20 protein-coding genes are annotated in these 18,978 nt (G+C 71.5%); 7 read left to right on the forward strand and 13 right to left on the reverse strand.

Annotated elements, in window-relative coordinates; genetic code table 11:
- Positions 1 to 20: 20 nt before the first annotated feature.
- The 3 genes from nirD to G412_RS0119525 are packed head-to-tail and all read right to left on the reverse strand — an operon-like array spanning position 21 to position 4,274.
- Positions 21 to 350 (reverse strand): nitrite reductase small subunit NirD, encoded by a 330-nt coding sequence (gene nirD, locus G412_RS0119515; RefSeq protein ID WP_028813547.1) that lies wholly within the window; start codon positions 348 to 350, stop codon positions 21 to 23.
- Positions 347 to 2,890 (reverse strand): nitrite reductase large subunit NirB, encoded by a 2,544-nt coding sequence (gene nirB, locus G412_RS0119520; protein WP_028813548.1) that lies wholly within the window; start codon positions 2,888 to 2,890, stop codon positions 347 to 349. Before nirB ends, nirD begins: the two co-directional genes overlap by 4 nt.
- Before the next feature lies 1 nt (position 2,891).
- Positions 2,892 to 4,274: an NAD(P)/FAD-dependent oxidoreductase gene (locus G412_RS0119525; RefSeq protein WP_028813549.1), complete on the reverse strand. Its 1,383-nt coding sequence runs from the start codon at positions 4,272 to 4,274 to the stop codon at positions 2,892 to 2,894.
- 239 nt (positions 4,275 to 4,513) lie between these two features.
- Between G412_RS0119525 and G412_RS0119530 the strand changes: the two genes are divergently transcribed.
- Positions 4,514 to 5,296 carry a sulfite exporter TauE/SafE family protein gene (locus G412_RS0119530; RefSeq protein ID WP_028813550.1) on the forward strand — a complete coding sequence of 261 codons (783 nt, stop codon included), beginning with the start codon at positions 4,514 to 4,516 and terminating at the stop codon, positions 5,294 to 5,296.
- Positions 5,297 to 5,344: 48 nt separating this feature from the next.
- Here the strand turns inward: G412_RS0119530 and G412_RS0119535 are convergent, their stop codons facing one another.
- The 4 genes from G412_RS0119535 to G412_RS0119550 all read right to left on the reverse strand — a co-directional run bounded on the left by G412_RS0119535 (position 5,345) and on the right by G412_RS0119550 (position 8,259).
- Positions 5,345 to 5,728, reverse strand: coding sequence for a VOC family protein (locus tag G412_RS0119535; protein ID WP_028813551.1), 384 nt, complete (start codon positions 5,726 to 5,728; stop codon positions 5,345 to 5,347).
- Positions 5,729 to 5,863: 135 nt separating this feature from the next.
- Positions 5,864 to 6,493, reverse strand: coding sequence for a class F sortase (locus G412_RS0119540; protein WP_028813552.1), 630 nt, complete (start codon positions 6,491 to 6,493; stop codon positions 5,864 to 5,866).
- A gap of 139 nt (positions 6,494 to 6,632) precedes the next feature.
- On the reverse strand, positions 6,633 to 7,232 hold the full coding sequence (locus G412_RS0119545) for a hypothetical protein (protein WP_028813553.1): 600 nt from the start codon (positions 7,230 to 7,232) through the stop codon (positions 6,633 to 6,635).
- A 220-nt stretch (positions 7,233 to 7,452) separates the two neighbouring features.
- Positions 7,453 to 8,259 carry an aminotransferase class IV family protein gene (locus tag G412_RS0119550; RefSeq protein ID WP_028813554.1) on the reverse strand — a complete coding sequence of 269 codons (807 nt, stop codon included), beginning with the start codon at positions 8,257 to 8,259 and terminating at the stop codon, positions 7,453 to 7,455.
- A gap of 90 nt (positions 8,260 to 8,349) precedes the next feature.
- Here G412_RS0119550 and G412_RS0119555 point away from each other — a divergent pair, with 90 nt between their 5' ends.
- Positions 8,350 to 8,979: an NADPH-dependent FMN reductase gene (locus G412_RS0119555; protein WP_028813555.1), complete on the forward strand. Its 630-nt coding sequence runs from the start codon at positions 8,350 to 8,352 to the stop codon at positions 8,977 to 8,979.
- Positions 8,980 to 9,018: 39 nt separating this feature from the next.
- Here G412_RS0119555 and G412_RS0119560 read toward each other — a convergent pair whose 3' ends face one another.
- The 3 genes from G412_RS0119560 to G412_RS0119570 are packed head-to-tail and all read right to left on the reverse strand — an operon-like array spanning position 9,019 to position 10,288.
- On the reverse strand, positions 9,019 to 9,210 hold the full coding sequence (locus G412_RS0119560; RefSeq protein WP_028813556.1) for a DUF397 domain-containing protein: 192 nt from the start codon (positions 9,208 to 9,210) through the stop codon (positions 9,019 to 9,021).
- A gap of 12 nt (positions 9,211 to 9,222) precedes the next feature.
- Positions 9,223 to 9,423 (reverse strand): DUF397 domain-containing protein, encoded by a 201-nt coding sequence (locus G412_RS0119565; RefSeq protein WP_028813557.1) that lies wholly within the window; start codon positions 9,421 to 9,423, stop codon positions 9,223 to 9,225.
- Positions 9,424 to 9,436: 13 nt separating this feature from the next.
- The gene (locus tag G412_RS0119570) at positions 9,437 to 10,288 is read right to left on the reverse strand and encodes a DUF5753 domain-containing protein (RefSeq protein WP_028813558.1); all 852 of its coding nucleotides are present in this window, start codon (positions 10,286 to 10,288) and stop codon (positions 9,437 to 9,439) included.
- Between the two features lie 485 nt (positions 10,289 to 10,773).
- Between G412_RS0119570 and G412_RS41645 the strand changes: the two genes are divergently transcribed.
- Positions 10,774 to 10,977 (forward strand): ATP-binding protein, encoded by a 204-nt coding sequence (locus G412_RS41645; RefSeq protein ID WP_341860594.1) that lies wholly within the window; start codon positions 10,774 to 10,776, stop codon positions 10,975 to 10,977.
- A complete protein-coding gene (gene cutA / locus G412_RS0119580; protein ID WP_167546475.1) occupies positions 10,977 to 11,342 on the forward strand; it encodes a divalent-cation tolerance protein CutA in 366 nt (121 codons plus the stop codon). The genes G412_RS41645 and cutA overlap by 1 nt, the downstream gene beginning before the upstream one ends.
- Positions 11,343 to 11,348: 6 nt before the next feature.
- Here cutA and G412_RS0119585 read toward each other — a convergent pair whose 3' ends face one another.
- Positions 11,349 to 13,493 carry a molybdopterin oxidoreductase family protein gene (locus tag G412_RS0119585; protein ID WP_028813560.1) on the reverse strand — a complete coding sequence of 715 codons (2,145 nt, stop codon included), beginning with the start codon at positions 13,491 to 13,493 and terminating at the stop codon, positions 11,349 to 11,351.
- A gap of 222 nt (positions 13,494 to 13,715) precedes the next feature.
- Positions 13,716 to 14,477 (reverse strand): SanA/YdcF family protein, encoded by a 762-nt coding sequence (locus tag G412_RS0119590; RefSeq protein ID WP_028813561.1) that lies wholly within the window; start codon positions 14,475 to 14,477, stop codon positions 13,716 to 13,718.
- Positions 14,478 to 14,511: 34 nt separating this feature from the next.
- Between G412_RS0119590 and G412_RS0119595 the strand changes: the two genes are divergently transcribed.
- The 3 genes from G412_RS0119595 (at position 14,512) to G412_RS35220 (ending at position 17,684) form a co-directional block, all read left to right on the forward strand.
- Positions 14,512 to 15,153, forward strand: coding sequence for a GNAT family N-acetyltransferase (locus G412_RS0119595; protein ID WP_028813562.1), 642 nt, complete (start codon positions 14,512 to 14,514; stop codon positions 15,151 to 15,153).
- Between the two features lie 179 nt (positions 15,154 to 15,332).
- The gene (locus G412_RS0119600) at positions 15,333 to 16,256 is read left to right on the forward strand and encodes a sirohydrochlorin chelatase (protein ID WP_028813563.1); all 924 of its coding nucleotides are present in this window, start codon (positions 15,333 to 15,335) and stop codon (positions 16,254 to 16,256) included.
- A gap of 36 nt (positions 16,257 to 16,292) precedes the next feature.
- Complete coding sequence (locus G412_RS35220; RefSeq protein WP_078607158.1) at positions 16,293 to 17,684, forward strand: deoxyguanosinetriphosphate triphosphohydrolase; 1,392 nt, start codon at positions 16,293 to 16,295, stop codon at positions 17,682 to 17,684.
- On the opposite strand, the gene G412_RS0119610 is transcribed toward G412_RS35220, so the two are convergent.
- The gene (locus G412_RS0119610) at positions 17,656 to 18,675 is read right to left on the reverse strand and encodes an ArsR/SmtB family transcription factor (protein WP_028813564.1); all 1,020 of its coding nucleotides are present in this window, start codon (positions 18,673 to 18,675) and stop codon (positions 17,656 to 17,658) included. The genes G412_RS35220 and G412_RS0119610 overlap by 29 nt on opposite strands.
- Positions 18,676 to 18,978 lie beyond the last annotated feature (303 nt).

The raw sequence follows: 18,978 nt of genomic DNA on the forward strand, positions 1-18,978 counted from the left end.
AGCCGTTCTGGAACGATTGGTCAATTAGCTCCGACGCGTACCGCGAACGTCTGCACCGTGACCGTCTCGTCGTCCAGACAGTGCCCCGTTTCCAGGTCGAAGCGCTGCTTGAGGAGCGGCGACGCAACGAAGGGACGGCCGTTCGCGGTTCCGGTCAGACCACGGGAGAGCACCTGGGCGCCGGAGAACGGGTCACGGTTGTCGATGGCGTACGGGCGCCCCGCGCGGTCCGTGAACAGCGCCGCCTGGCGGCCGTCGGGGAGCAGGGCCGCCACACCGCGCCCGGGTGTGAGGGCGGACAGATCGCAGGCGGTGAACCAGGAGTCGTCGATGCGCAGTTGCAGGGTCATCCGGCACGGGTCCCTTCGAGGGTGAGAACGGTCAGGTCCGGCTTCATCTGGTCGCGCTCGGGAACGAACCGTACGGACGGGTCCGGCGCGTCGGGAGCGTTGACGAACGAAACGAACCGGGACAGCCGCTCGGGGTCGTTGATGGTCTCGGCCCATTCGTCGCGGTAGCCGGAGACGTGGGTGGCCATCATGGCTTCGAGCTGCTCGCAGATGCCCAGCGAGTCGTGGACGACTACGTCGCGGAGGTGGTCCAGGCCGCCCTCCAGCCGCTCCAGCCAGGTGGACGTGCGCTCCAGGCGGTCGGCGGTGCGGATGTAGAACATCAGGAACCGGTCGATGAGCCGCACGAGTTCCGCGTCCGACAGGTCCTGGGCGAGGAGATCGGCGTGCCGGGGGGTCGCGCCGCCGTTGCCGCCGACGTAGAGGTTCCAGCCGTTCGCCGTGGCGATGACACCGAAGTCCTTGGACTGTGCCTCGGCGCACTCCCGCGCGCATCCCGAGACCGCCGACTTCAGCTTGTGCGGCGCGCGCAGGCCCCGGTAGCGGAGCTCCAGGTCGATGGCCATCCGGACGCTGTCCTGGACGCCGTACCGGCACCACGTCTGTCCGACACAGGACTTCACCGTCCGCAGGGCCTTGCCGTAGGCGTGGCCCGACTCGAAGCCGGCGTCCACCAGGCGCGTCCAGATCAGCGGGAGCTGGTCGACGCGGGCGCCGAAAAGGTCGATGCGCTGGCCACCGGTGATCTTCGTGTAGAGCCCGAAGTCGCGGGCCACCTCGCCGATGACGATCAGTTTCTCGGGGGTGACCTCGCCGCCCGGTATGCGCGGCACGATCGAGTACGAACCGTTGCGCTGCATGTTGGCGAGGAAGTGGTCGTTGGTGTCCTGGAGGGCGGCCTGTTCACCGTCGAGGATGTAGCCGCTGCTCAGGCTGGCGAGGATCGAGCCGACCGTCGGCTTGCAGACCTCGCAGCCGTCGCCGCCGCGGGCCTCCTCACGGCCGTGCGAGTCGAGGAGCGCGGCGTACGACGTGATGCGCAGGGTGCGGACGATCTCGTACAGCTCGGAGCGCGTGTGCGGGAAGCAGCCGCACAGGCCCTTGTCGCCCGACTGCGGAAGGAGCTGGCCGATCAGCTTCACGCAGCTTCCGCAGCCCGTCCCCGCCTTGGTGCACTTCTTCACCTCGGGGAGCGTGGAGCAGGCGGTCACCTGACCCTTGGTGACGTTGTGGCAGTTGCAGACCACCGCGTCGTCGGGGAGGGCGGACGGGCCGAGGGTGACCTGGCCGCCACCGGCCGGTGCGATCAGCTGTTCCGGTGCGACGGGCGGTACGGAACCGGTGAGCGGTCGCAGCATCGCGTACGCGTCGGCGTCGCCCACCAGTACACCGCCGAGCAGCGTGCCGTCCGGGCTCACCACCAGCTTCTTGTAGACGCCGGAACGGGAGTCGGAGTACGTGACGTCCAGGCAGCCCTCCGCGTGGCCGTGCGCGTCACCGAAGGACGCCACGTCCACACCGAGGAGCTTCAGCTTGGTGGACATGTCCGCACCGGTGAACGCCCGGTTCGCGCTTTCGGCCGTTCCCGCGAACGCTCCCGCGAGCGTCCCGGTGATCGCTTCGGCGGCCGTCTCCGCCATCTCGTAACCGGGCGCCACGAGCCCGTACACCCGGCCGTCCGACGCCAGGGCGCACTCACCTATCGCGAAGACGGCGGGGTCGGACGTACGGCACTGCTCGTCGACGGCGATGCCGCCCCGCTCGCCGACCGGCAGACCGCAGTCGCGGGCGAGCTGGTCGCGCGGCCGTACGCCGGCCGAGAACACGACAAGGTCGGTTTCGATCGTCGACCCGTCCGACAGGGACATGCCGTTGACCGCGCCGGCGTCGTCCGTGGTGACGGCCTGCGTGCCGACGCCCGTGTGGACCGTCAGCCCCATGCCCTCGATCGTACGGAGCAGAGCCGCGCCGCCGCCCTCGTCGACCTGGACGGGCATGAGGCGGGGCGCGAACTCCACGACGTGCGTGGCGAGTCCGAGACCGCTCAGCGCGCCCGCCGCCTCCAGACCGAGCAGTCCGCCGCCCACGACCGCTCCCGTACGCGCTGTTTTCGCGTACGCCTCGATCGCGAGGAGGTCCTCAATGGTGCGGTAGACGAAGCAGCCTTCCGCGTCCTTCCCGGGAACGGGTGGTACGAAGGGATACGAACCCGTGGCGAGCACCAGCGCGTCGTACGCGAAGGTCCGGCCGGCGCGCGAAGTGACCGTGCGCGCCTCGCGGTCGATGGCCGTCGCCGGGTCGTCGAGGTGCAGCTCGATGCCGTGCCGCTCCATGAAGCCGGGCTCGCCGAGAGCGAGTTCGTCCGGGGTGCGGCCCGAGAAGTACGAGGTCAGCTGCACGCGGTCGTACGCCGGCCGGGGCTCCTCGCACAGGACGACGACACGCGCCTTCTCGGTCACGCCCCGCTCGGCGAGAGCCTCCAGGAAGCGCTGGCCGACCATGCCGTGGCCGACGACCACGATCGTGGGTGGTGTGGACATCTCAGGCGCCTCCAAGCAGGTGGAACAACGGGGTGGAGGGGAGCGGCTCGTCGCCCTCCCAGGTACGGGCAAGTTCGCCGACGGCGCCGAGATCGCCCAGCAGGATGCCGCCGATCAGCCGGTCCCCGCGCACGACGACCTTGCGGTACGCGCCACGGGTGGCGTCGGCGAGGCGGACGACGTCGTCGCCGGGGAGCGGATTGGTCTCGCCGAAGGCGGCGAGGTCGAGCGGCCCGGCGCCGACGCCGGTGCCGCGGCTGTTGAGGGTGAGACGGGTGAGGGCGCGGGTGCCGGTGTAGCGGGGCAGGGAAGCACTCGCGGGACCGGTGACCGCCGCTACGAGCCCGGCGGACACCGCAGCCGCGGCGGCCTCGGCTTCGGTGGCGTCGGCGTGACTCGACGGCGGGCCTGCGAGTGCGGCGGCCGGCGGCGGGGTGAGCAGCAGTGCCGCCAGGGTGTCGGCCTGTTCCAGGGCGGGGCCCGCCAGACCGTATACGCGGCCGTTGTGCTCGGCGCAGTCACCGATGGCGCGGATGTGCGGGTCCGAGGTGCGCAGCTCGTCGTCCACGACGATGCCGTGGCGCACCTCCAGGCCCGCCGCCTGCGCGAGGCCGACTCGGGGGCGTACACCGCAGGCCAGGACGACCAGGTCCGCGTCGAGAGCGTAGCCGTCGGCGAGCTCGACGGCCCGCACGGTCCCGGCGGCCCCCTCCCCGGCCTCGCAGCGCAGGCCACGTACCCGGCACTCCGTGTGGACCTCGACACCGAGCGTCTCCAGGTGACCGCGCAGCAACTCGCCGGCCTCCGCGTCGAGCTGGCGCTGCATGAGGTATTCGCCCTGCTGGGCCAGCACGACCTGAGCGCCGCGTTCCGCGAGCGCGCGGGCCGCCGAGACGCCGAGGAGGCCGCCGCCGATGACGACGGCGCGGGTGCCTTCGCGTACGGCGGCTGCCAGTGCCAGGCAGTCGTCCAGCGTGCGGAAGGGGTGAACGCCGTCGGGGAGGTCGGCGCCGAGGCCGCGCAGCGGCGGCAGGACCGGGTTGGAGCCGGTCGCGAGGACCAGCGTGCCGTACGGGACGACGCTTCCGTCGTCGCACTGCACCACCCGCTCGACACGGTCGATACGGACCACCCGCACCCCGCGCCGCACGGGCGTCTGCGGCTGCGCGATGACCTCGGGGCCGTAACGGCCGGCGAGGACCTCGGCAAGCAGCACCCTGTTGTACGGCGCGTGCTCCTCCTCACCTATGACGGTGACGGCCGGCGTCGCCACCGGCGTCGTCCGCACCGACGACGCGGCCGCCGGTGTGGTCCGGCGGGTCAGTTGCCGGGCCAGCCGGGCACCCGCCGTCCCGCCGCCGATCACCACGATGTCCTTGCTCATGACTGCAGCGTGCGGGGGCGGTGTTACCCGACCGCATCCCGTCTGTTTCCCGCGGGGAACACTGCGCTCAGCGTCACGCGTACCGCGCTGTGAGGGGCCGGGGCCGGGGCCGCGCTGCGGGTCCTGTCCGGCCGGGGGTGCTTCAGCCGGTCTGGTGCCGGCCGCCGGAACCTCAGATGTCGCTCAACTCTCCAGGGATCGATGGACGCCACACCCATCCCCTCCCTAGGGTCGCGATCATGCCCGACATATCGCTGACCGCGCTCGTTGTCCTGTGCATCGCCGCCGCCGCGGCCGGATGGATCGACGCGGTGGTGGGCGGTGGAGGGCTGCTGCTCCTGCCGGCGCTGCTGCTGGGCCTGCCGCACGTGCCCGCCGCGCACATCCTCGGTACCAACAAGGCGGTGGCGATCGTCGGCACCTCGGGCGCCGCGGTGACGTACCTGCGCAAGGCGCCGGTGAAGGTCGGGACGGCGGTACGGATCGGCCTCGCGGCCCTCGTCGGCTCCATGACCGGCGCGTTCTTCGCCGCCGGGATCAGCAGCGACGTACTACGTCCGGTGATCATGGTGGTGCTGCTCGCCGTCGCGGCCTTCGTGCTCCTGCGGCCCTCCTTCGGCCGCGCCGCCGCCGACACGAAGACGCCGGTCACCCGGGCCCGTACGGTCACCGCGATCGTCCTGGTCGGCGGCGGCATCGGCTTCTACGACGGCCTCTTCGGACCGGGCACCGGCACGTTCCTCGTCCTGGCGCTGACCGCCGTGCTCCACCTCGACCTGGTCACCGCCTCCGCCAACGCCAAGATCGTCAATGTCTGCACCAATGCCGGTGCGCTCGCGATGTTCGCCTACCAGGGAACGGTGCTGTGGCAGCTCGCCGCCCTCATGGCGCTCTTCAACCTGGCGGGCGCGATGGCGGGCGCGCGGATGGCGCTCAGCAAGGGCAGCGAGTTCGTGCGCGGGGTGCTGCTGGTGGTCGTCTTCTCGCTGGTCGCGAAGCTGGCCTTCGATCAGTGGACGTAGGCCGGCGTAGGCGGAGGCGGAGGCAGACGCACGCAGGTGCGCACGTGGTCAGAGGGGCTGGAGCCGGGTGTGCAGCAGGCAGAATTCGTTGCCTTCCGGGTCGGCCAGGACGTGCCAGTTCTCGGTGCCGGTCTGGCCGACGTCGGCGGGCCGGGCGCCGAGCGCGAGCAGCCGCTTCAGCTCGGCGTCCTGGTCGCGGTCGGTGGCGTTGACGTCGATGTGCAGTCGGAGCTTCCCGGTCCGCGGGGCGCTGCTGGGGTTGAGGATGAGGGTGGGCTGCGGGCCGCCGAAACCGGCGTCGGGCGGCCCGATCTCGATGCTTCCGTCGTCTTCCCGGCCGAGTTCGACGTAGCCGAGGACCTCGCTCCAGAATGCGGCGAGCCGGTCGGGGTCGGCGGCGTCGATGACCAGCTCACTGATGCGGCATGCCATGCGCGTCAGTGTATGGAGACAATGCGGGAGTCGACAGACGCACACGTGCAGGGCGCCGATAACGCGGGCAGCGGACGGTCGTCCGCCGAGAGGACACCAGGAATCGCCGGCAGCGACGAACTTCGCCCCAGCCGCTCAGCGCACCGCCGTGAGGTGCGCGTACGCCACCACGTTCCCCCGGTAGCCGGTCCTCTCGGAGAACGTTCCGCCGCAGGTGATCACCCGCAGCTCCGCCTGCCCGGAGGCGGCGTACACCCGCTCTTCCGGGAAGTCCTCGCTGTCGTACACCTCGACGGCATCGAGGGTGAAGACGGCGGTACGCCTGTCCTTGCGCACCACCTCGATGGTGTGGCCCTTCTTCAGCGCGCCGAGGTGGTAGAAGACCGCCGGGCCCCGCGCGTTGTCGACATGCCCGGCGATGACCGACGTGCCCTCGGCGCCGGGCGGGGTGCCGTCCTCGTACCAGCCGGCGAGGTTGCGGTTCCCGGCCGGCGGTACGTCGAGACTTCCGTCGGGGGCGAGGCCGAGCCGCATGACGGGTGCGTCCACGTGTACGGCGGGTATCCGGATCCGTACGGGCTCGGAGGGCCGCAGCGGTGGCACCGGCGGCACCGTGCTCCTCGGGACGTGCTCGGAACCGGCGGCGAACGCCTCGGCGGACGACGGCCGGGGCGGGTCCTGGCCCGCGGCGCCGTTCTGGATCAGCCAGAGGCCGGTGCAGACGGCGATGGCGACGAGCCCGCCCTTCGTACGCCGGTCCGTCATCGTTGATCCCCTTCAGTCCAGCCGGTTCCGTCCCGTTCCGGGGGCGTACGCCCCGCGTGCCCCCGCCCGGCTCGGGGCCAGGGCGGAGGCACGGGAACTTCCGGCGGTACGGGTACGGGGCGGCAGCGGCCGGCCCCCGTCAGCGCTCCCGTGTGCCGCTCGCCCGGCGACGCAGGAGCCAGGTACCGCCGACGGCGGTCGCGGCCAGTACGGCCACGCCCGCCGCGATCTGGGTGGTGTCGGAGCCCGCGGACCCGCCGACACCGGTCTTGACGTGGCCCGTGGGGTGCGTGGGCTTGTGGGCCGGGTCGTGGTGGGCCGGGTCGTGGCGGGTCGTCTCGCGATGGGTGGACTCAGGATGGGTCGACTCGGACGTTGGACCGGCGGTCACGGTGAGGGTTCCCTCGGCGGTGTCGCCGTTGTCGCAGGTCACAACGATGTCGTGGGTTCCGTCCGGGGCGTCCGGGGGAAGCGTGAACTGCCCGGTGACGACCTCTTTGTCGGTGCCGGGCCGCAGCGGAAAGTCGCCCGCCCCGACGGAGTTGGCGTCGCCCGTGCCACCGCTGTCGGAGCCGCAGGCGGTGGTGTTCACCGTGACGGCCGCGCCGGGGCCCGCGGTCGCCGGATACACCTCCAGCGTGTGCTGCGGCGTGTCGTTCTCGGCGTACGCCGGACCTGCGCCGAGGCCGATCACGGCGGCCGCCAGCGCGGTACCGGTCAGCAGAAAAGCAGGGCGCATGGTGATCCTCCCGGAAGCGTCGGTACGGCACTCCCTCCCGAGATAAGTGGCCGTACGCGCCCGGCGCCTGCTGAAGCCGGCTCAGATGGCCCGCCGCCACCAGGCGCCACGCCGGGCCCGAGCCGCGTTCACCCAGGTCAGCACCCGGACGGCGGCAGGCTGGACAGTCCACCCCGCGCTGCGCACCGAATGGGTGACGGTTGGGGTGTCCGGGGCCGCCTCAGACGCGGTCCCAGGGCGTCGCCTCGTACACCGACATGACCGTCTTCATCAGTTCCTCGTCGACCGCGAACTCCGTGTCGTCGATACGCCGCACCGGGGCGATGCCCTGCGCGTTCGTGACGAACGCGGCCCGGTACGCGCCGAGACCGTCCAGCGTCACCGGGCCCCGCACCGACATCAGGCCGTACTCCGGGAGGCGGGCTTCGAGCAGGGCCATGGTGACGCCGTGCAGCGACGGCGCGTCGGGCCAGACGACCGAAGTGCCGTCGTAGAAGGCGATGTTGGTGATCGCACCCTCCGTGACGACCCCGCCCGGACCGGTCAGCAGCGCGTCGTCGAAGCCCGCGTTCCGCGCGAGCCGGCCGTAGTGGGTCTGGGCGAAGCTGCCCAGGTGTTTGAGGTGCGGGAAGGGACGCTCGTACGGGACCGACATCAGGGCCCGCGGCGTCGGCGGCATGGTGGCGGGCGGGCGGACGGTGACCATGAGGGTGGCCGCCTCTGCCTCGGGCGCCCAGAACACGTACACGCGCACCGCGGCGTCGTGCACCCCGGCCCCGTCGAGCGCGTGCCGCACCCGCTCGCGCACCAGCTCCCCGTCGAGTCCGGCGCCGAACACCTCGCGGGTGGCGGCGTCGAGTCGCGCCAGGTGCAGGCGCAGTCCGCGCACGGCACGGTCTCTGACCTGCATCGCGGTGAAGTGGGCGTAACCGCCGTACAGGGCCGGGACGAGCAGGTCGTCCGCCGTGGTGGCCCTGCGGCCGTCGACCTCGATGTGGGGAGCGGCGGATGCGGGAGGTGTGGTCATGCGACCACCGTAGAGGCGGCACGCGAGTCGGGAGATGTCCCCGCGCGTACAGCTTGACCTCAACCATGGTTGAGGTACCAGTCTTGCCGCATGGACATTACGACGCACGTATCCGCCCAGGTCAACGCCCCTTCCGACGCCCCCGCCCCGCTGCGGGTCGCCGTCATCGTCGCCAGCAATCGCGAGGGCCGCTTCGCCCCCGTCATCACCGACTGGTTCCTCGCCAGGACCGCCGGGCACGACGACCTCGACATCGATGTGATCGACCTGGCCGGCATCGACCTGCCGACCGCCCTCTCCTTCAACCCGTCGGACGAGGTCAAAGCGGTCCTGGCACAGGTCTCCCCCCGCCTCGACGCCGCCGACGCGTTCGTCGTCCTCACCCCCGAGTACAACCACTCCTTCCCCGCCTCCCTCAAGAACCTCATCGACTGGACCGGCAGCGAATGGCACGCCAAGCCCGTCGGCTTCGTCTCCTACGGCGGCATGTCGGGCGGCCTGCGCGCGGTCGAGCAACTGCGCCAGGTCTTCGCCGAGATGCACGCCACCACCATCCGCGAAACCGTCAGCTTCCACGGGGCCCGGACCCACTTCGACGAGGACGGTGAGCACAAGGACCCGTCCGCCCCCAACACCGCCGCCAAGGCCCTGCTGAACCAGCTCACCTGGTGGGCACACGCCCTACGAGACGCCAAGTCCCTCCGCCCGTACACCGGCTGACGCCAGCGACGGATTCCAAGCTGATCCGTCTCCGAATCGTCACAGCTCTGAGGGGTTTGGCCGCAGACGGAGTATGAGATGCCGGAGCTCTTCGGTGGTGGCGGTGAGGACGACCGCCGGGTTGTCGCTCTCGCGCAGGAGGACGGTTCCGTCGGGGGCGGAGGCGATGTTGACGCAGGCGTTGCCCTCCGCGCAGTAGGAGGACTTCTGCCATACGCTAGCGGTCGGCATGCCGGGCCCCTTTCAGGCGTCGGCGGAACGGGGGCTGAACCCGTGGGTCTTCAGGCCCAGTACGAGCTGGCGCACACTTTGCGTGGTGGCGGTGAGGACGACCGCCGGGTCGTCGCTCTCGCGCAGCTTGACGCCTTGCCGATCGGCGCGTATTTCGAGGCAGTTGGAGCTGTCCCCGCTGTAGGAGGACTTCTGCCAGTGCGGTGTCGACATGGTGGCTCCCACCTCAAATGTCCTGTGCGATGCGGTGGATGAAATCGCGGGACGCAGACGGCTTCAAAGCGCTGTGCTGCATGCGGTCCAGAACTGAGCGGTACTTCACCAGCTTGGCCTCGGCGTCGAGGAAGTCGCAGCCGTGGTGTACGTCGAGTTGCACAGTGTCGAGCTGCGGCACGGGGCCGGCGACGTAGTCGATGGACTGGCCGTTGCCCGGGAAGGTCGCTTCGCCAAAGGGGATCACTCTGATGGTGATGTTGTCGCGCTCGCTCATCGCGATGAGGTGGTTGAGTTGGGCTCGTGCCGTTGTGGGGCCGCCGAACCCCATGCGAAGGGCGGCTTCGTGGATGTTCGCGGTGTACGGAACCGGAGGGTCCCGATAGATGATCTCCTGGCGCTTGATGCGGTGGGAGATGCGGTGTTCCATTTCGTACGGTCGCAGGGGTGGCGTGACGGTGTTGAACAGTGCGCGGGCGTGGTCCGGCGTCTGGAGCAGCGCCGGAATGTGGATCACCAGCCCCACTCTCAACTCGGTTGCGTAGCACTCCAGCTCCGCAAGGTCGGCAAATACGGCAGGAAGGTACTCCCGGTACTCGTCCCACCAGCCGCGCTTGCGGCCGCCGGTCATGGCGGCGAGAGCCTCGACGAGTTGGTCGTCTCCGCATGAGTAGGCGCTGGCGAAGGCGCGAACCCGGTCGGCGCTGACGGCGTAGCGACCGGCTTCGATGCTGCTGATTCGCGCTTGGTTGACGCCGAGGAGAGTGGCGGCCGCGGTGGCGGTCAGGCCGGCGTGCTCGCGCAGTTTGCGCAGCTCGGCACCAAGACGCCGCTGGCGCAGAGTTGGTGCGGTGCTGGGTGTCATGAGGCTCCCCTCTTCGTGTGCACGCATGCTGCCGTGTCACCCACAAGGGGCAGGTTGGCAAGCATTCCTTTGAATCGATGAGAACTATCTCATTGGGCGCTCTATGGTGTGACGCAAGCCACTCGCCGTCAGGCGTCGCGATCCCGGAAGCGCACCGCCCCGACCAGGGCGGCATTGCCACCGCGTGGTGCCGCGTGTGAGTGGGGTCAACTCCGTCCTTCCATAGGGGATTTCCATGGCCACCGTATCCTCGCCCGAGCCCTGGGCGTACGCCCTTCACCTGCCGCACGATCCGCGGGCTGCGCGCGTCGCGCGGATGACTCTGCGGGCCGTTCTCGCCGGGCACGGCATGAGCGGACTGCTCGACACCGCAGAGCTGTTGACCTCTGAGGTGGTCACCAATTCCTATCGCCACTCCGACGGCCCCGCCTCCCTGCGCATGCGGTCCATGGACAAGGGGCGGCGGCTGCGGGTCAACCAATCCCGTGATCCCCGCCCCCTTCCACAAACCGCCGGGGCTGTTGCCGCTCGTTCCGGAGCCGGACGGTTCCACCGGTGGGCGGGGGCTGCTGCTCGTGCAGCTCTGTGCCGACAATTGGGGTGGTTTTTCCGTCGGGGCCGGGCTCGGCGGGAAACTGCTCTGGTTCGAGCTGGGGCGGCCCGAGGTGGAATTCGCTTTCGCGGCGTGATGAGCAATGGAGAGCAGGGAGTGACCGTGGCCGAATGGCTGACCGTACTGACCATGACCGACAGCCGCGAGAAGGCGCTGGTGCTCGCGCGCGATGCCGTCGACGCGAGGTTGGCCGCCTGTGCGCAGGTCATCGGGCCGGTGGCCTCCGTCTACTGGTGGGAGGGCGCGACGGAGACCGCCGAGGAGTGGCAGGTGGTGTTCAAGACGGCGGGCGTGCGGTACGCCGATCTGGAGGCGCACCTCAAGGACGCGCACGATTACGAGACGCCCGAGATCATCGCTACGGCCGTGGTGCGCGGCAGCGCGGAGTATCTGGCGTGGGTGGAGCAGGAGACCGCCATTCCGGAGAACAGCGGCCCGTGACCCCGGTCAGTTCTGCGCGCGTTCGACCCGTACCGCGCACACCTTGAACTCCGGCATACGTGACGTCGGGTCCAGCGCCGGGTTCGTCAGGGTGTTGACCCGGCCCTCGCCCGGCCAGTGGAACGGCATGAAGACCGTGTCCGAGCGGATGGAGTCCGTGATCCTGGCCGGCGCGACCGCCCGCCCGCGCCGCGACACCACCGCCAGCCGGTCGCCCTCCGACACGTCCAGGCGCTGCGCGAGCCGTGGGTGCAGTTCCACGAACGGGCCGGGCGCGGCCGCGTTGAGTTCGTCGACGCGGCGGGTCTGGGCGCCGGACTGGTACTGGGCGACGACCCGGCCGGTGGTGAGGAGGAGCGGGTACTCGGCGTCCGGTTCCTCCGCCGCCGGGCGGTGTACGACGGGGACGAAGCGGGCGCGCCCGTCGGGAGTCTCGAAGCGGTCGAGGAAGAGCCGGGGCGTACCGGGGTGGTCCTCGGTGGGGTGTGTCGTACCCGCACCCCCCTCCGGGCACGGCCAGAAGACGCCGTCCTCCTCGGCGATCCGGCGGTACGAGATGCCCGAGTAGTCCGCCGGGCCGCCCGCCGACGCGCGGCGCAGCTCGTCGAAGACTTCCTCGGGGTCGACGGGGAAACCCTTCTCGTGGCCCAGCAGCGCCGCGAGCGCGTGCATGACCTCCAGGTCCGTACGTACACCGGGCGGCGGGTCGATCGCCTTGCGCCGCAGCAGGACCCGTCCCTCCAGGTTCGTCGTGGTGCCGGTCTCCTCCGCCCATTGGGTTACGGGGAGGACTACGTCCGCCAGTGCCGCCGTTTCGGAGAGGACCACGTCCGCCACCGCCAGGAAGTCCAGCGCGCGCAGGCGCTCCTCGATGTGGGCGGCGCGGGGCGCCGAGACGACCGGGTTCGAGCCCATCAGCAGGAGGGACTTGATGTCACCGCCGAGCGCGTCGAGGAGTTCGTACGCACTGCGGCCCGGTCCCGGCAGGCTGTCCGGGTCCACGCCCCACACCCCCGCGACGTGCTCGCGCGCGGCCGGGTCGGTGAGCTTGCGGTAGCCGGGCAGCTGGTCGGCCTTCTGGCCGTGCTCGCGGCCGCCCTGCCCGTTGCCCTGGCCGGTGAGACAGCCGTAACCGGAATGGGGACGGCCGGCGCGGCCCGTGGCGAGGCAGAGGTTGATCCAGGCGCCGACCGTGTCCGTGCCCTTGGACTGCTGCTCGGGGCCGCGCGCGGTGAGGACCATGCCGGTCCCGGCGTCGCAGAACATCCGTACCGCGTCGCGGAGCTGGGGGAGCGGGACGCCGGTGAGGCGTTCGACGAGTTCGGGCCAGTGCCCCATCGCGGCCGACCGTGCCTCCTCCCAGCCGGTCGTACGGTCACGGATGAAGGCGTCGTCCGTACGGCCTTCGGCCACGACGATGTGCAGCAGTCCGAGCGCGAGCGCCAGGTCGGTGCCCGGGCGCGGCGCGAGATGCAGGTCGGCCTGTTCGGCGGTGCGGGTGCGGCGGGGGTCGACGACGATGAGCTTGCCGCCGTTCTCCTTCAGCTCCGTGAGGTAGCGCAGCGCGGGCGGCATCGTCTCCGCGAGGTTCGAACCGACGAGGATCACGCAGCCCGTGCGCGGGATGTCCTCCAGCGGGAAGGGCAGGCCCCGGTCAAGACCGAAGGCCTTCTGGTGGGCGGCGGCGGCGGACGACATGCAGAAGCGGCCGTTGTAGTCGATCTGCGACGTGGACAGGACTACGCGGGCGAACTTGCCGAGCGCGTACGCCTTCTCGTTGGTGAGTCCGCCGCCTCCGAAGACCCCGACCGCGTCGCGGCCGTACGCCTCTTGTGTACGACCGAGCCCCTCCGCGATCTTTGAAAGGGCCTCCTCCCAGGTGGCCGGTTCGAGCCTGCCTGTGGCGGGGCGGCGGACCAGTGGCTCGGTCAGGCGCACCCGGGAGGAGAGCACAGCGGGCGCCGTACGGCCCTTGCCGCACAGCGCGCCCCGGTTCACCGGGAAGTCCGTACGCTCGACGACTTCCACCACGTCGCTGACCTGGGCGGCGGCGCGCAGGTTCATGCCGCACTGGAGCGCGCAGTACGGGCAGTGGGTGGGGGTGGGGGTCGACGGCGGTGCGGGGGACGGGGCGGGGGAGGTGCGGGGCATGCCGTCAGCATGCGGCGGCGGTGTTACGGCGACGGGCGCCCGGTGTTACGCCTCCGGTACGCCTGGCTCCGCGTCGCTCCCTCTGTGCGGTGAGGTGCCAATGGTGGTGGCGACGGCTGCTACTGCCGGCGAGGTGCCTGACCGTGATCCCGGCCGTCCCGGCCGTCCCGGCCGTCCACCGCCGGCTGAGCGCTTCTCGGCACACCGGCGGCCGTCGGTCTGTCAGCGCGCCGACGCGCCGGCCGACGCCTCGGCCAGCGCTTCAGCCACACCGGGTTCCTGGCGCCCCAGAAACTGCGGATCCGGTTCGGTCGCGGCGTCGAGCGCCGCCTTGCCGGCCGCGAGGATCTCCCGTACGCCGCCGTAGTACCAGGTGGCGTCGCGCCGGGCGTCGACACCGACGCCGTACGCGTCGACGCCGGCCGCCCGGCACAGCCCGATCGCCCGGCGGATGTGGAATCCCTGGCTCACCAGCACGGCCCGGTCCACCCCGAAGATCTTCTTGGCCCGTACGCACGAATCCCAGGTGTCGAAGCCGGCGAAGTCGCTGACGATGCGCTTGTCGGGCACGCCTCGCGCGACGAGGTAGGCGCGCATGGCGTCCGGTTCGTCGTACTCCGTCCGGCTGTTGTCCCCGGTCACGAGCACGACCTTCGCCTTGCCCGCCCGGTACAGCTCGGCGGCGGTGTCGAGGCGGTTCGCCAGGTACGGCGACGGGCCGCCCCGCCAGAGGCCCGCCCCGAAGACGACGACCACGTCGCGGGCGGGGGCGTCGGCCGTCGTCCTGACCCGGCTGTCGGCGACGGCGTGCAGCCAGGTCGCGGGCGCGAGCGCGAACACGGTGGTGAGCATGAAGGCCTGGACGGTACGCCGTTGGGCGCGGCGGGTGCGGGGTATGAGGCGCGGGCGTTTCAGCCGACCGCCCGCCCACCGCTGTGCCCGGCCCCGCGCTTTACTCCATGCACTGCCCCAGGAAATTCGCATGCTGTTGCCCGCCCCCGACTGGAATGCTTTCGCCATGTCGAGACAATTCTGGCCCCTGTACGGACTACGGATCACAACTCCGCGCCTGGAACTGACGCTTCCGGACGGCGAGGTGCTCGACGAGCTGGCCCGCGTCGCGGCCGACGGCGTACACGACGAGGCGTCCATGCCGTTCTCGGTGCCGTGGACCGACGGGTCGCCGCAGGACCGGGCGCGGGCGACCTTCCAGCACGTACTGGGCACCATCGCCGAGTGGCGGCCGGAGAAGTGGACACTCAGCCTCGCCGTACGGTGCGAGGGGAAGACCGTCGGACGGCAGGACTTGATGACTGACGACTTCCCGGTGACCAGGGAAGGCGAGACCGGCTCCTGGCTGGGGCTGGCACACCAGGGGCGCGGCATCGGTACGGAGATGCGGGCGGCCATGCTGCACCTGGCCTTCGAGGGCCTTGGGGCGCGCCATGTCACGTCCGGCGCGATGACAGACAACGCCTCTTCCCTCCGGGTGTCGGAGAAGCTCGGCTACCGGCCGGACGGCCTGCTGGTGGAGTCGGTACGGGGCGAAGCCAGGACGGTGCTGCGGCTGCGCCTGACCCGCGAGGACTGGGAGACGCACCGAAGGGTGCCGGTGGAGGTAGCGGGGCTGGAGCCGTGCCGGGAGCTGTTCGGGGTGTAGCGACGGGGGCGCAGGCCCCTTCCCCGGGCGCGCCGGCTCTCGGCCCCGGTTGCGGGAAGGGGCGGGGTGGGGAAGGAAAGGTCCGCCTGACACCGGCCCCATCCGCCCGGTGAGGCCACCGAAAACACCCGTCACGCTCGCGCAACGAGGCTGCAACCTGCGCCCGGCAGTATCGGTTCATGACGGAGTCGGCAGCACACCGCGAGTCACTTCCGCTCGACAGTACGGCGCAACTGCTCACCCGCATCACCACCCAGCTCGGCACGCAGCTGAGGCACGTCTCCCTGAACGGAACCCGCCGTCCGATGACACCGCCCCCGCACCCCCACCCGCACCCGCTCACGCACCCGCCCCGCCCTCCGTCCCCGCCCGCCCTCGTCGCCGTCGCCCACGGCAGCCGCGACCCCATGGCGCTGCGCACCGTCACCACGCTGCTGGAACGCGTGCGCGAGCTGCGCCCGGGTCTCGACGTACGGCTCGGGCACATCGAACTCAACGAGCCGCTGCTGCCCGACACGCTCGCGGACATCGGTCCGGGCGCGGCCGTGCTCGTACCGCTGCTGCTCAGCCGTGGTTACCACGTCAAGCAGGACCTCCCGCAGGCCGCCGCTACCGCCCCCCACCTGCGCATCCGCATAGCGACCCCGCTCGGCCCGCACCCGCTCCTGGTCGAGGCGCTGTACGCCCGCCTCACCGAGGCCGGCTGGCGCACCTCCGACGCCACCGACCGGGGCAGCGGCGTCGTCCTCGCCGCCGCCGGCTCCCGCGACCCGCAGTCGGCCGCCGACACCCGCCGCACCGCCGCGATGCTGAGCGAACGCCTCGGCGGAGTCCCCGTCGTCCCCGCCTACGCGTCCGCCGCCTCCCCGACCGTCCCCGAAGCCCTGCGCGCCCTCGCCGCGCGCGGCCGCCACCGCACAGCCGTCGCCTCGTACTTCACCGCGCCCGGCCGCTTCGCCGCGCAGAGCGCCGCCGCCGCGCCCTGGATCGCGTCCGCGCCGCTCGGCACCCACCCGGCCCTGGCACGGCTCCTCCTGCTCCGTTACGACCAGGCTCTCGCCACCCGATCCCCGGCGCCCCGGCGTCAACTGGCCTCCGCCTGAGCCCCGGCTGTCACTGCCTGCGTTTACTGTCGGTGCATGGAAGGCACAGCGCACGAAGCCCCGCACACGAACGCACAGCCCACGAACGCACAGTCCACCAACAACCCGCACAGCACCCCGCACAGCACTCCCCAGCCCGCCGACGCCCTCTACGACGGCGCCGCCACCGAGCGCTGGGCCACCGAGCCCGACAAACGGCCCGGCAGGACCGCCTTCCAGCGCGACCGCGCGCGCGTGCTGCACTCCGCCTCGCTGCGCCGCCTCGCTGGCAAGACCCAGGTGGTCACGCCCGGCTCCAGCAGCCAGGTCTGGGACGCCAGCCCGCGTACCCGCCTCACCCACTCCCTCGAATGCGCCCAGGTCGGCCGCGAGCTGGGGGCGGCCCTCGGCTGCGACCCGGACCTCGTCGAGGCCGCCTGCCTCTCCCACGACATGGGCCACCCGCCCTTCGGGCACAACGGCGAGCAGGCACTCAACGACTTCGCCAAGGATTGCGGCGGCTTCGAGGGCAACGCCCAGTCGCTCCGCCTCCTGACCCGCCTGGAGCCCAAGCGTTTCGTACCCTCCGCGGAGAGCGGCGAGATGGTCAGCGTCGGCCTCAACCTCACCCGCGCCGCCCTCGACGCCGCCACGAAATACCCCTGGCCGCGCGGCGCGCACCCCACCGACCCCGGCTCGGTGAAGTTCGGGGTGTACGAGGACGACCTGCCCGTCTTCGACTGGGTCCGCCAGGGCGCGCCCGCCCACCGCCAGTGCTTCGAGGCCCAGGTCATGGACTGGTCCGACGACGTGGCGTACTCGGTGCACGACTTCGAGGACGGCCTGCACGCCGGCCACCTCGACCCCAACTGCCTGTTCGCCGAGCCCGAGCGCCAGGAGATCTTCGCGGTGGCGATCGGCAGATACGTACCGGAGACGACCAGTCCGGACGAGCTGGCGGCGGCCCTCGACCGCCTCCTCGACGAGGAGTGGTGGCCGCACGGCTACGACGGGTCGGCCGTCGCCCAGGCCCGGCTGAAGGACGCGACCAGCCAGCTCATCGGCCGCTTCTGCCTCTCCGCCGAGGGGGCGACCCGCCAGGCGTACGGAACGGGCAGGCTCACGAGGTACGCCGCCGAGCTGGTCGTTCCGCGCGAGGTCCGCCACGAGTGCGCCGTCCTCAAGGCCGTCGCCGACCGGTACGTCATGCAGCGCGACGAACAGGAGCGGCTGCGCGCGGATCAGCGCATCGTCATCGCGGAGCTCGCCGAGGCGCTCACGGCCCGCGCCCCCGAGGGCCTCGATCCCCAGTTCCGCGCACTCTTCGCCGCCGCGCCGGACGACAGGGCCCGCAAACGCGTGATCGTCGACCAGATCGCGTGCTTCACGGACGCCGCCGCCCGGTCCCTGCACGCCCGGCTCACGGCCGCAAGGGGCCACCGTTCATGATTTCGTCACCGAGCGGGGTCCGCCGGTGCAGGACGCGGCTGCCGCGCCGCTCCGAGACGACCAGCCCCGCCTCCCGCAGCACCGTGGCGTGCCGGCTCGCCGTGGACAGCGCCAGCCGCAGGACGCCGCCGAGCTGCGTCGTCGTCATCGGCCGCCCCAGCACCTCCAGCACGGCCGCCCTGGTGTGGCCGATGAGCTGCGCCACCGGCAGACCGGCCGCCCGCACACCCGGGTTCCCCGCCTCCTGCCCACGGGCGAGGGCCAGCCATCCGGGATCCGGCGTCACCGGGTGGACCAGCACAGGCGGCAGCTCCTCGTCGGCCAGCGCGACGGGGTGCCGGATACAGAAGAACGAAGGGATCATCGTCAACGACCGCCCGCGCAGCTCCAGTTCCTTGTCCACCGGGTACCCGGTCTCCAGCACCCCGTCGTCCCGCCAGGCGAAATCCTGATACGTGGACAGCAGCCCCTGCGGCCCCTGCGACAGAGCCGCCTCGGCCCGCACCGGACGCTCGGCGTCCACCGCCGACCTGATCACGTCCAGGTACGGCTCCACCGCCACCGCGTAGTAACGGCGCAGCGCGTCGCCCAGCCGCTCCAGCGCCTCCACGTCTCCGTCCGCCAGCCGCCGGGCGACCGGGGGCACAGGGCCGCCCGCGAAGAGCTGCCCGAGTTCCGCCCTCATCCTGGAGGCAGGAGTGGAGAGGACCTGGTCCAGGCCGGTCTCCAGGTCGGGGATGCCCCGGCCCGGCGTCAGGAAGTCGGGGAGGTACGCCGCGCACGGGCACAGCCGGCTCAGCGACGCCACCGTCCGGGTAAGCCCCGCGCGGGCGATCGCCGCCCGGACCTCCCGCCGCCACGGGTCGAAGACCAGCGCACCCTGCCGGTTCTGCAGCAGGTGAAGGCTGTTCACGATTTCCCACAGCGGGTCCGGCCGCGCGGCCACCCGCAGCCGGTTCAGATCCTCGGTGGTGAAGTGGATGCGTAGCATGCGCCCCCCACGCCGCGTCGTGTCCTGCGCCCTGTCCGCGCCAAGCACCCTGGCCCAGCGCCCTGTCCGCGCCAAGCGCCCTGCCCAGCGCCCTGTCCGCTGTCGCAACTCCCGTGCGTACGTAGAAGCGAGCGTAGTCACCAGTCACCGGAACCGCACGGTCCCTTTGCGTTGTGCACGAAAGCCCCGCCTGACGTCCACATCGGCGTGACCCTTGTCCCGTGGTGGCTGCGGGCTGTCAACGGGGGAGACGGCCGCGGCCACCTCTTCCTCACCCCCGCCCGCCACCTCCGGGCCACCGGT

The organism is Streptomyces flavidovirens DSM 40150 (assembly GCF_000429085.1).
GTDB lineage: Bacteria > Actinomycetota > Actinomycetes > Streptomycetales > Streptomycetaceae > Streptomyces > Streptomyces flavidovirens.

What these genes read in the sequence shown, in the direction of transcription:
- nirD (WP_028813547.1), bottom strand. Translation starts at nt 350, where the DNA reads ATGACCCTGCAACTGCGCATCGACGACTCCTGGTTCACCGCCTGCGAT.
- nirB (WP_028813548.1), bottom strand. Translation starts at nt 2,890, where the DNA reads ATGTCCACACCACCCACGATCGTGGTCGTCGGCCACGGCATGGTCGGC.
- G412_RS0119525 (WP_028813549.1), bottom strand. Translation starts at nt 4,274, where the DNA reads ATGAGCAAGGACATCGTGGTGATCGGCGGCGGGACGGCGGGTGCCCGG.
- G412_RS0119530 (WP_028813550.1), top strand. Translation starts at nt 4,514, where the DNA reads ATGCCCGACATATCGCTGACCGCGCTCGTTGTCCTGTGCATCGCCGCC.
- G412_RS0119535 (WP_028813551.1), bottom strand. Translation starts at nt 5,728, where the DNA reads ATGGCATGCCGCATCAGTGAGCTGGTCATCGACGCCGCCGACCCCGAC.
- G412_RS0119540 (WP_028813552.1), bottom strand. Translation starts at nt 6,493, where the DNA reads ATGACGGACCGGCGTACGAAGGGCGGGCTCGTCGCCATCGCCGTCTGC.
- G412_RS0119545 (WP_028813553.1), bottom strand. Translation starts at nt 7,232, where the DNA reads ATGCGCCCTGCTTTTCTGCTGACCGGTACCGCGCTGGCGGCCGCCGTG.
- G412_RS0119550 (WP_028813554.1), bottom strand. Translation starts at nt 8,259, where the DNA reads ATGACCACACCTCCCGCATCCGCCGCTCCCCACATCGAGGTCGACGGC.
- G412_RS0119555 (WP_028813555.1), top strand. Translation starts at nt 8,350, where the DNA reads ATGGACATTACGACGCACGTATCCGCCCAGGTCAACGCCCCTTCCGAC.
- G412_RS0119560 (WP_028813556.1), bottom strand. Translation starts at nt 9,210, where the DNA reads ATGCCGACCGCTAGCGTATGGCAGAAGTCCTCCTACTGCGCGGAGGGC.
- G412_RS0119565 (WP_028813557.1), bottom strand. Translation starts at nt 9,423, where the DNA reads ATGTCGACACCGCACTGGCAGAAGTCCTCCTACAGCGGGGACAGCTCC.
- G412_RS0119570 (WP_028813558.1), bottom strand. Translation starts at nt 10,288, where the DNA reads ATGACACCCAGCACCGCACCAACTCTGCGCCAGCGGCGTCTTGGTGCC.
- cutA (WP_167546475.1), top strand. Translation starts at nt 10,977, where the DNA reads ATGAGCAATGGAGAGCAGGGAGTGACCGTGGCCGAATGGCTGACCGTA.
- G412_RS0119585 (WP_028813560.1), bottom strand. Translation starts at nt 13,493, where the DNA reads ATGCCCCGCACCTCCCCCGCCCCGTCCCCCGCACCGCCGTCGACCCCC.
- G412_RS0119590 (WP_028813561.1), bottom strand. Translation starts at nt 14,477, where the DNA reads ATGCGAATTTCCTGGGGCAGTGCATGGAGTAAAGCGCGGGGCCGGGCA.
- G412_RS0119595 (WP_028813562.1), top strand. Translation starts at nt 14,512, where the DNA reads ATGTCGAGACAATTCTGGCCCCTGTACGGACTACGGATCACAACTCCG.
- G412_RS0119600 (WP_028813563.1), top strand. Translation starts at nt 15,333, where the DNA reads ATGACGGAGTCGGCAGCACACCGCGAGTCACTTCCGCTCGACAGTACG.
- G412_RS35220 (WP_078607158.1), top strand. Translation starts at nt 16,293, where the DNA reads ATGGAAGGCACAGCGCACGAAGCCCCGCACACGAACGCACAGCCCACG.
- G412_RS0119610 (WP_028813564.1), bottom strand. Translation starts at nt 18,675, where the DNA reads ATGCTACGCATCCACTTCACCACCGAGGATCTGAACCGGCTGCGGGTG.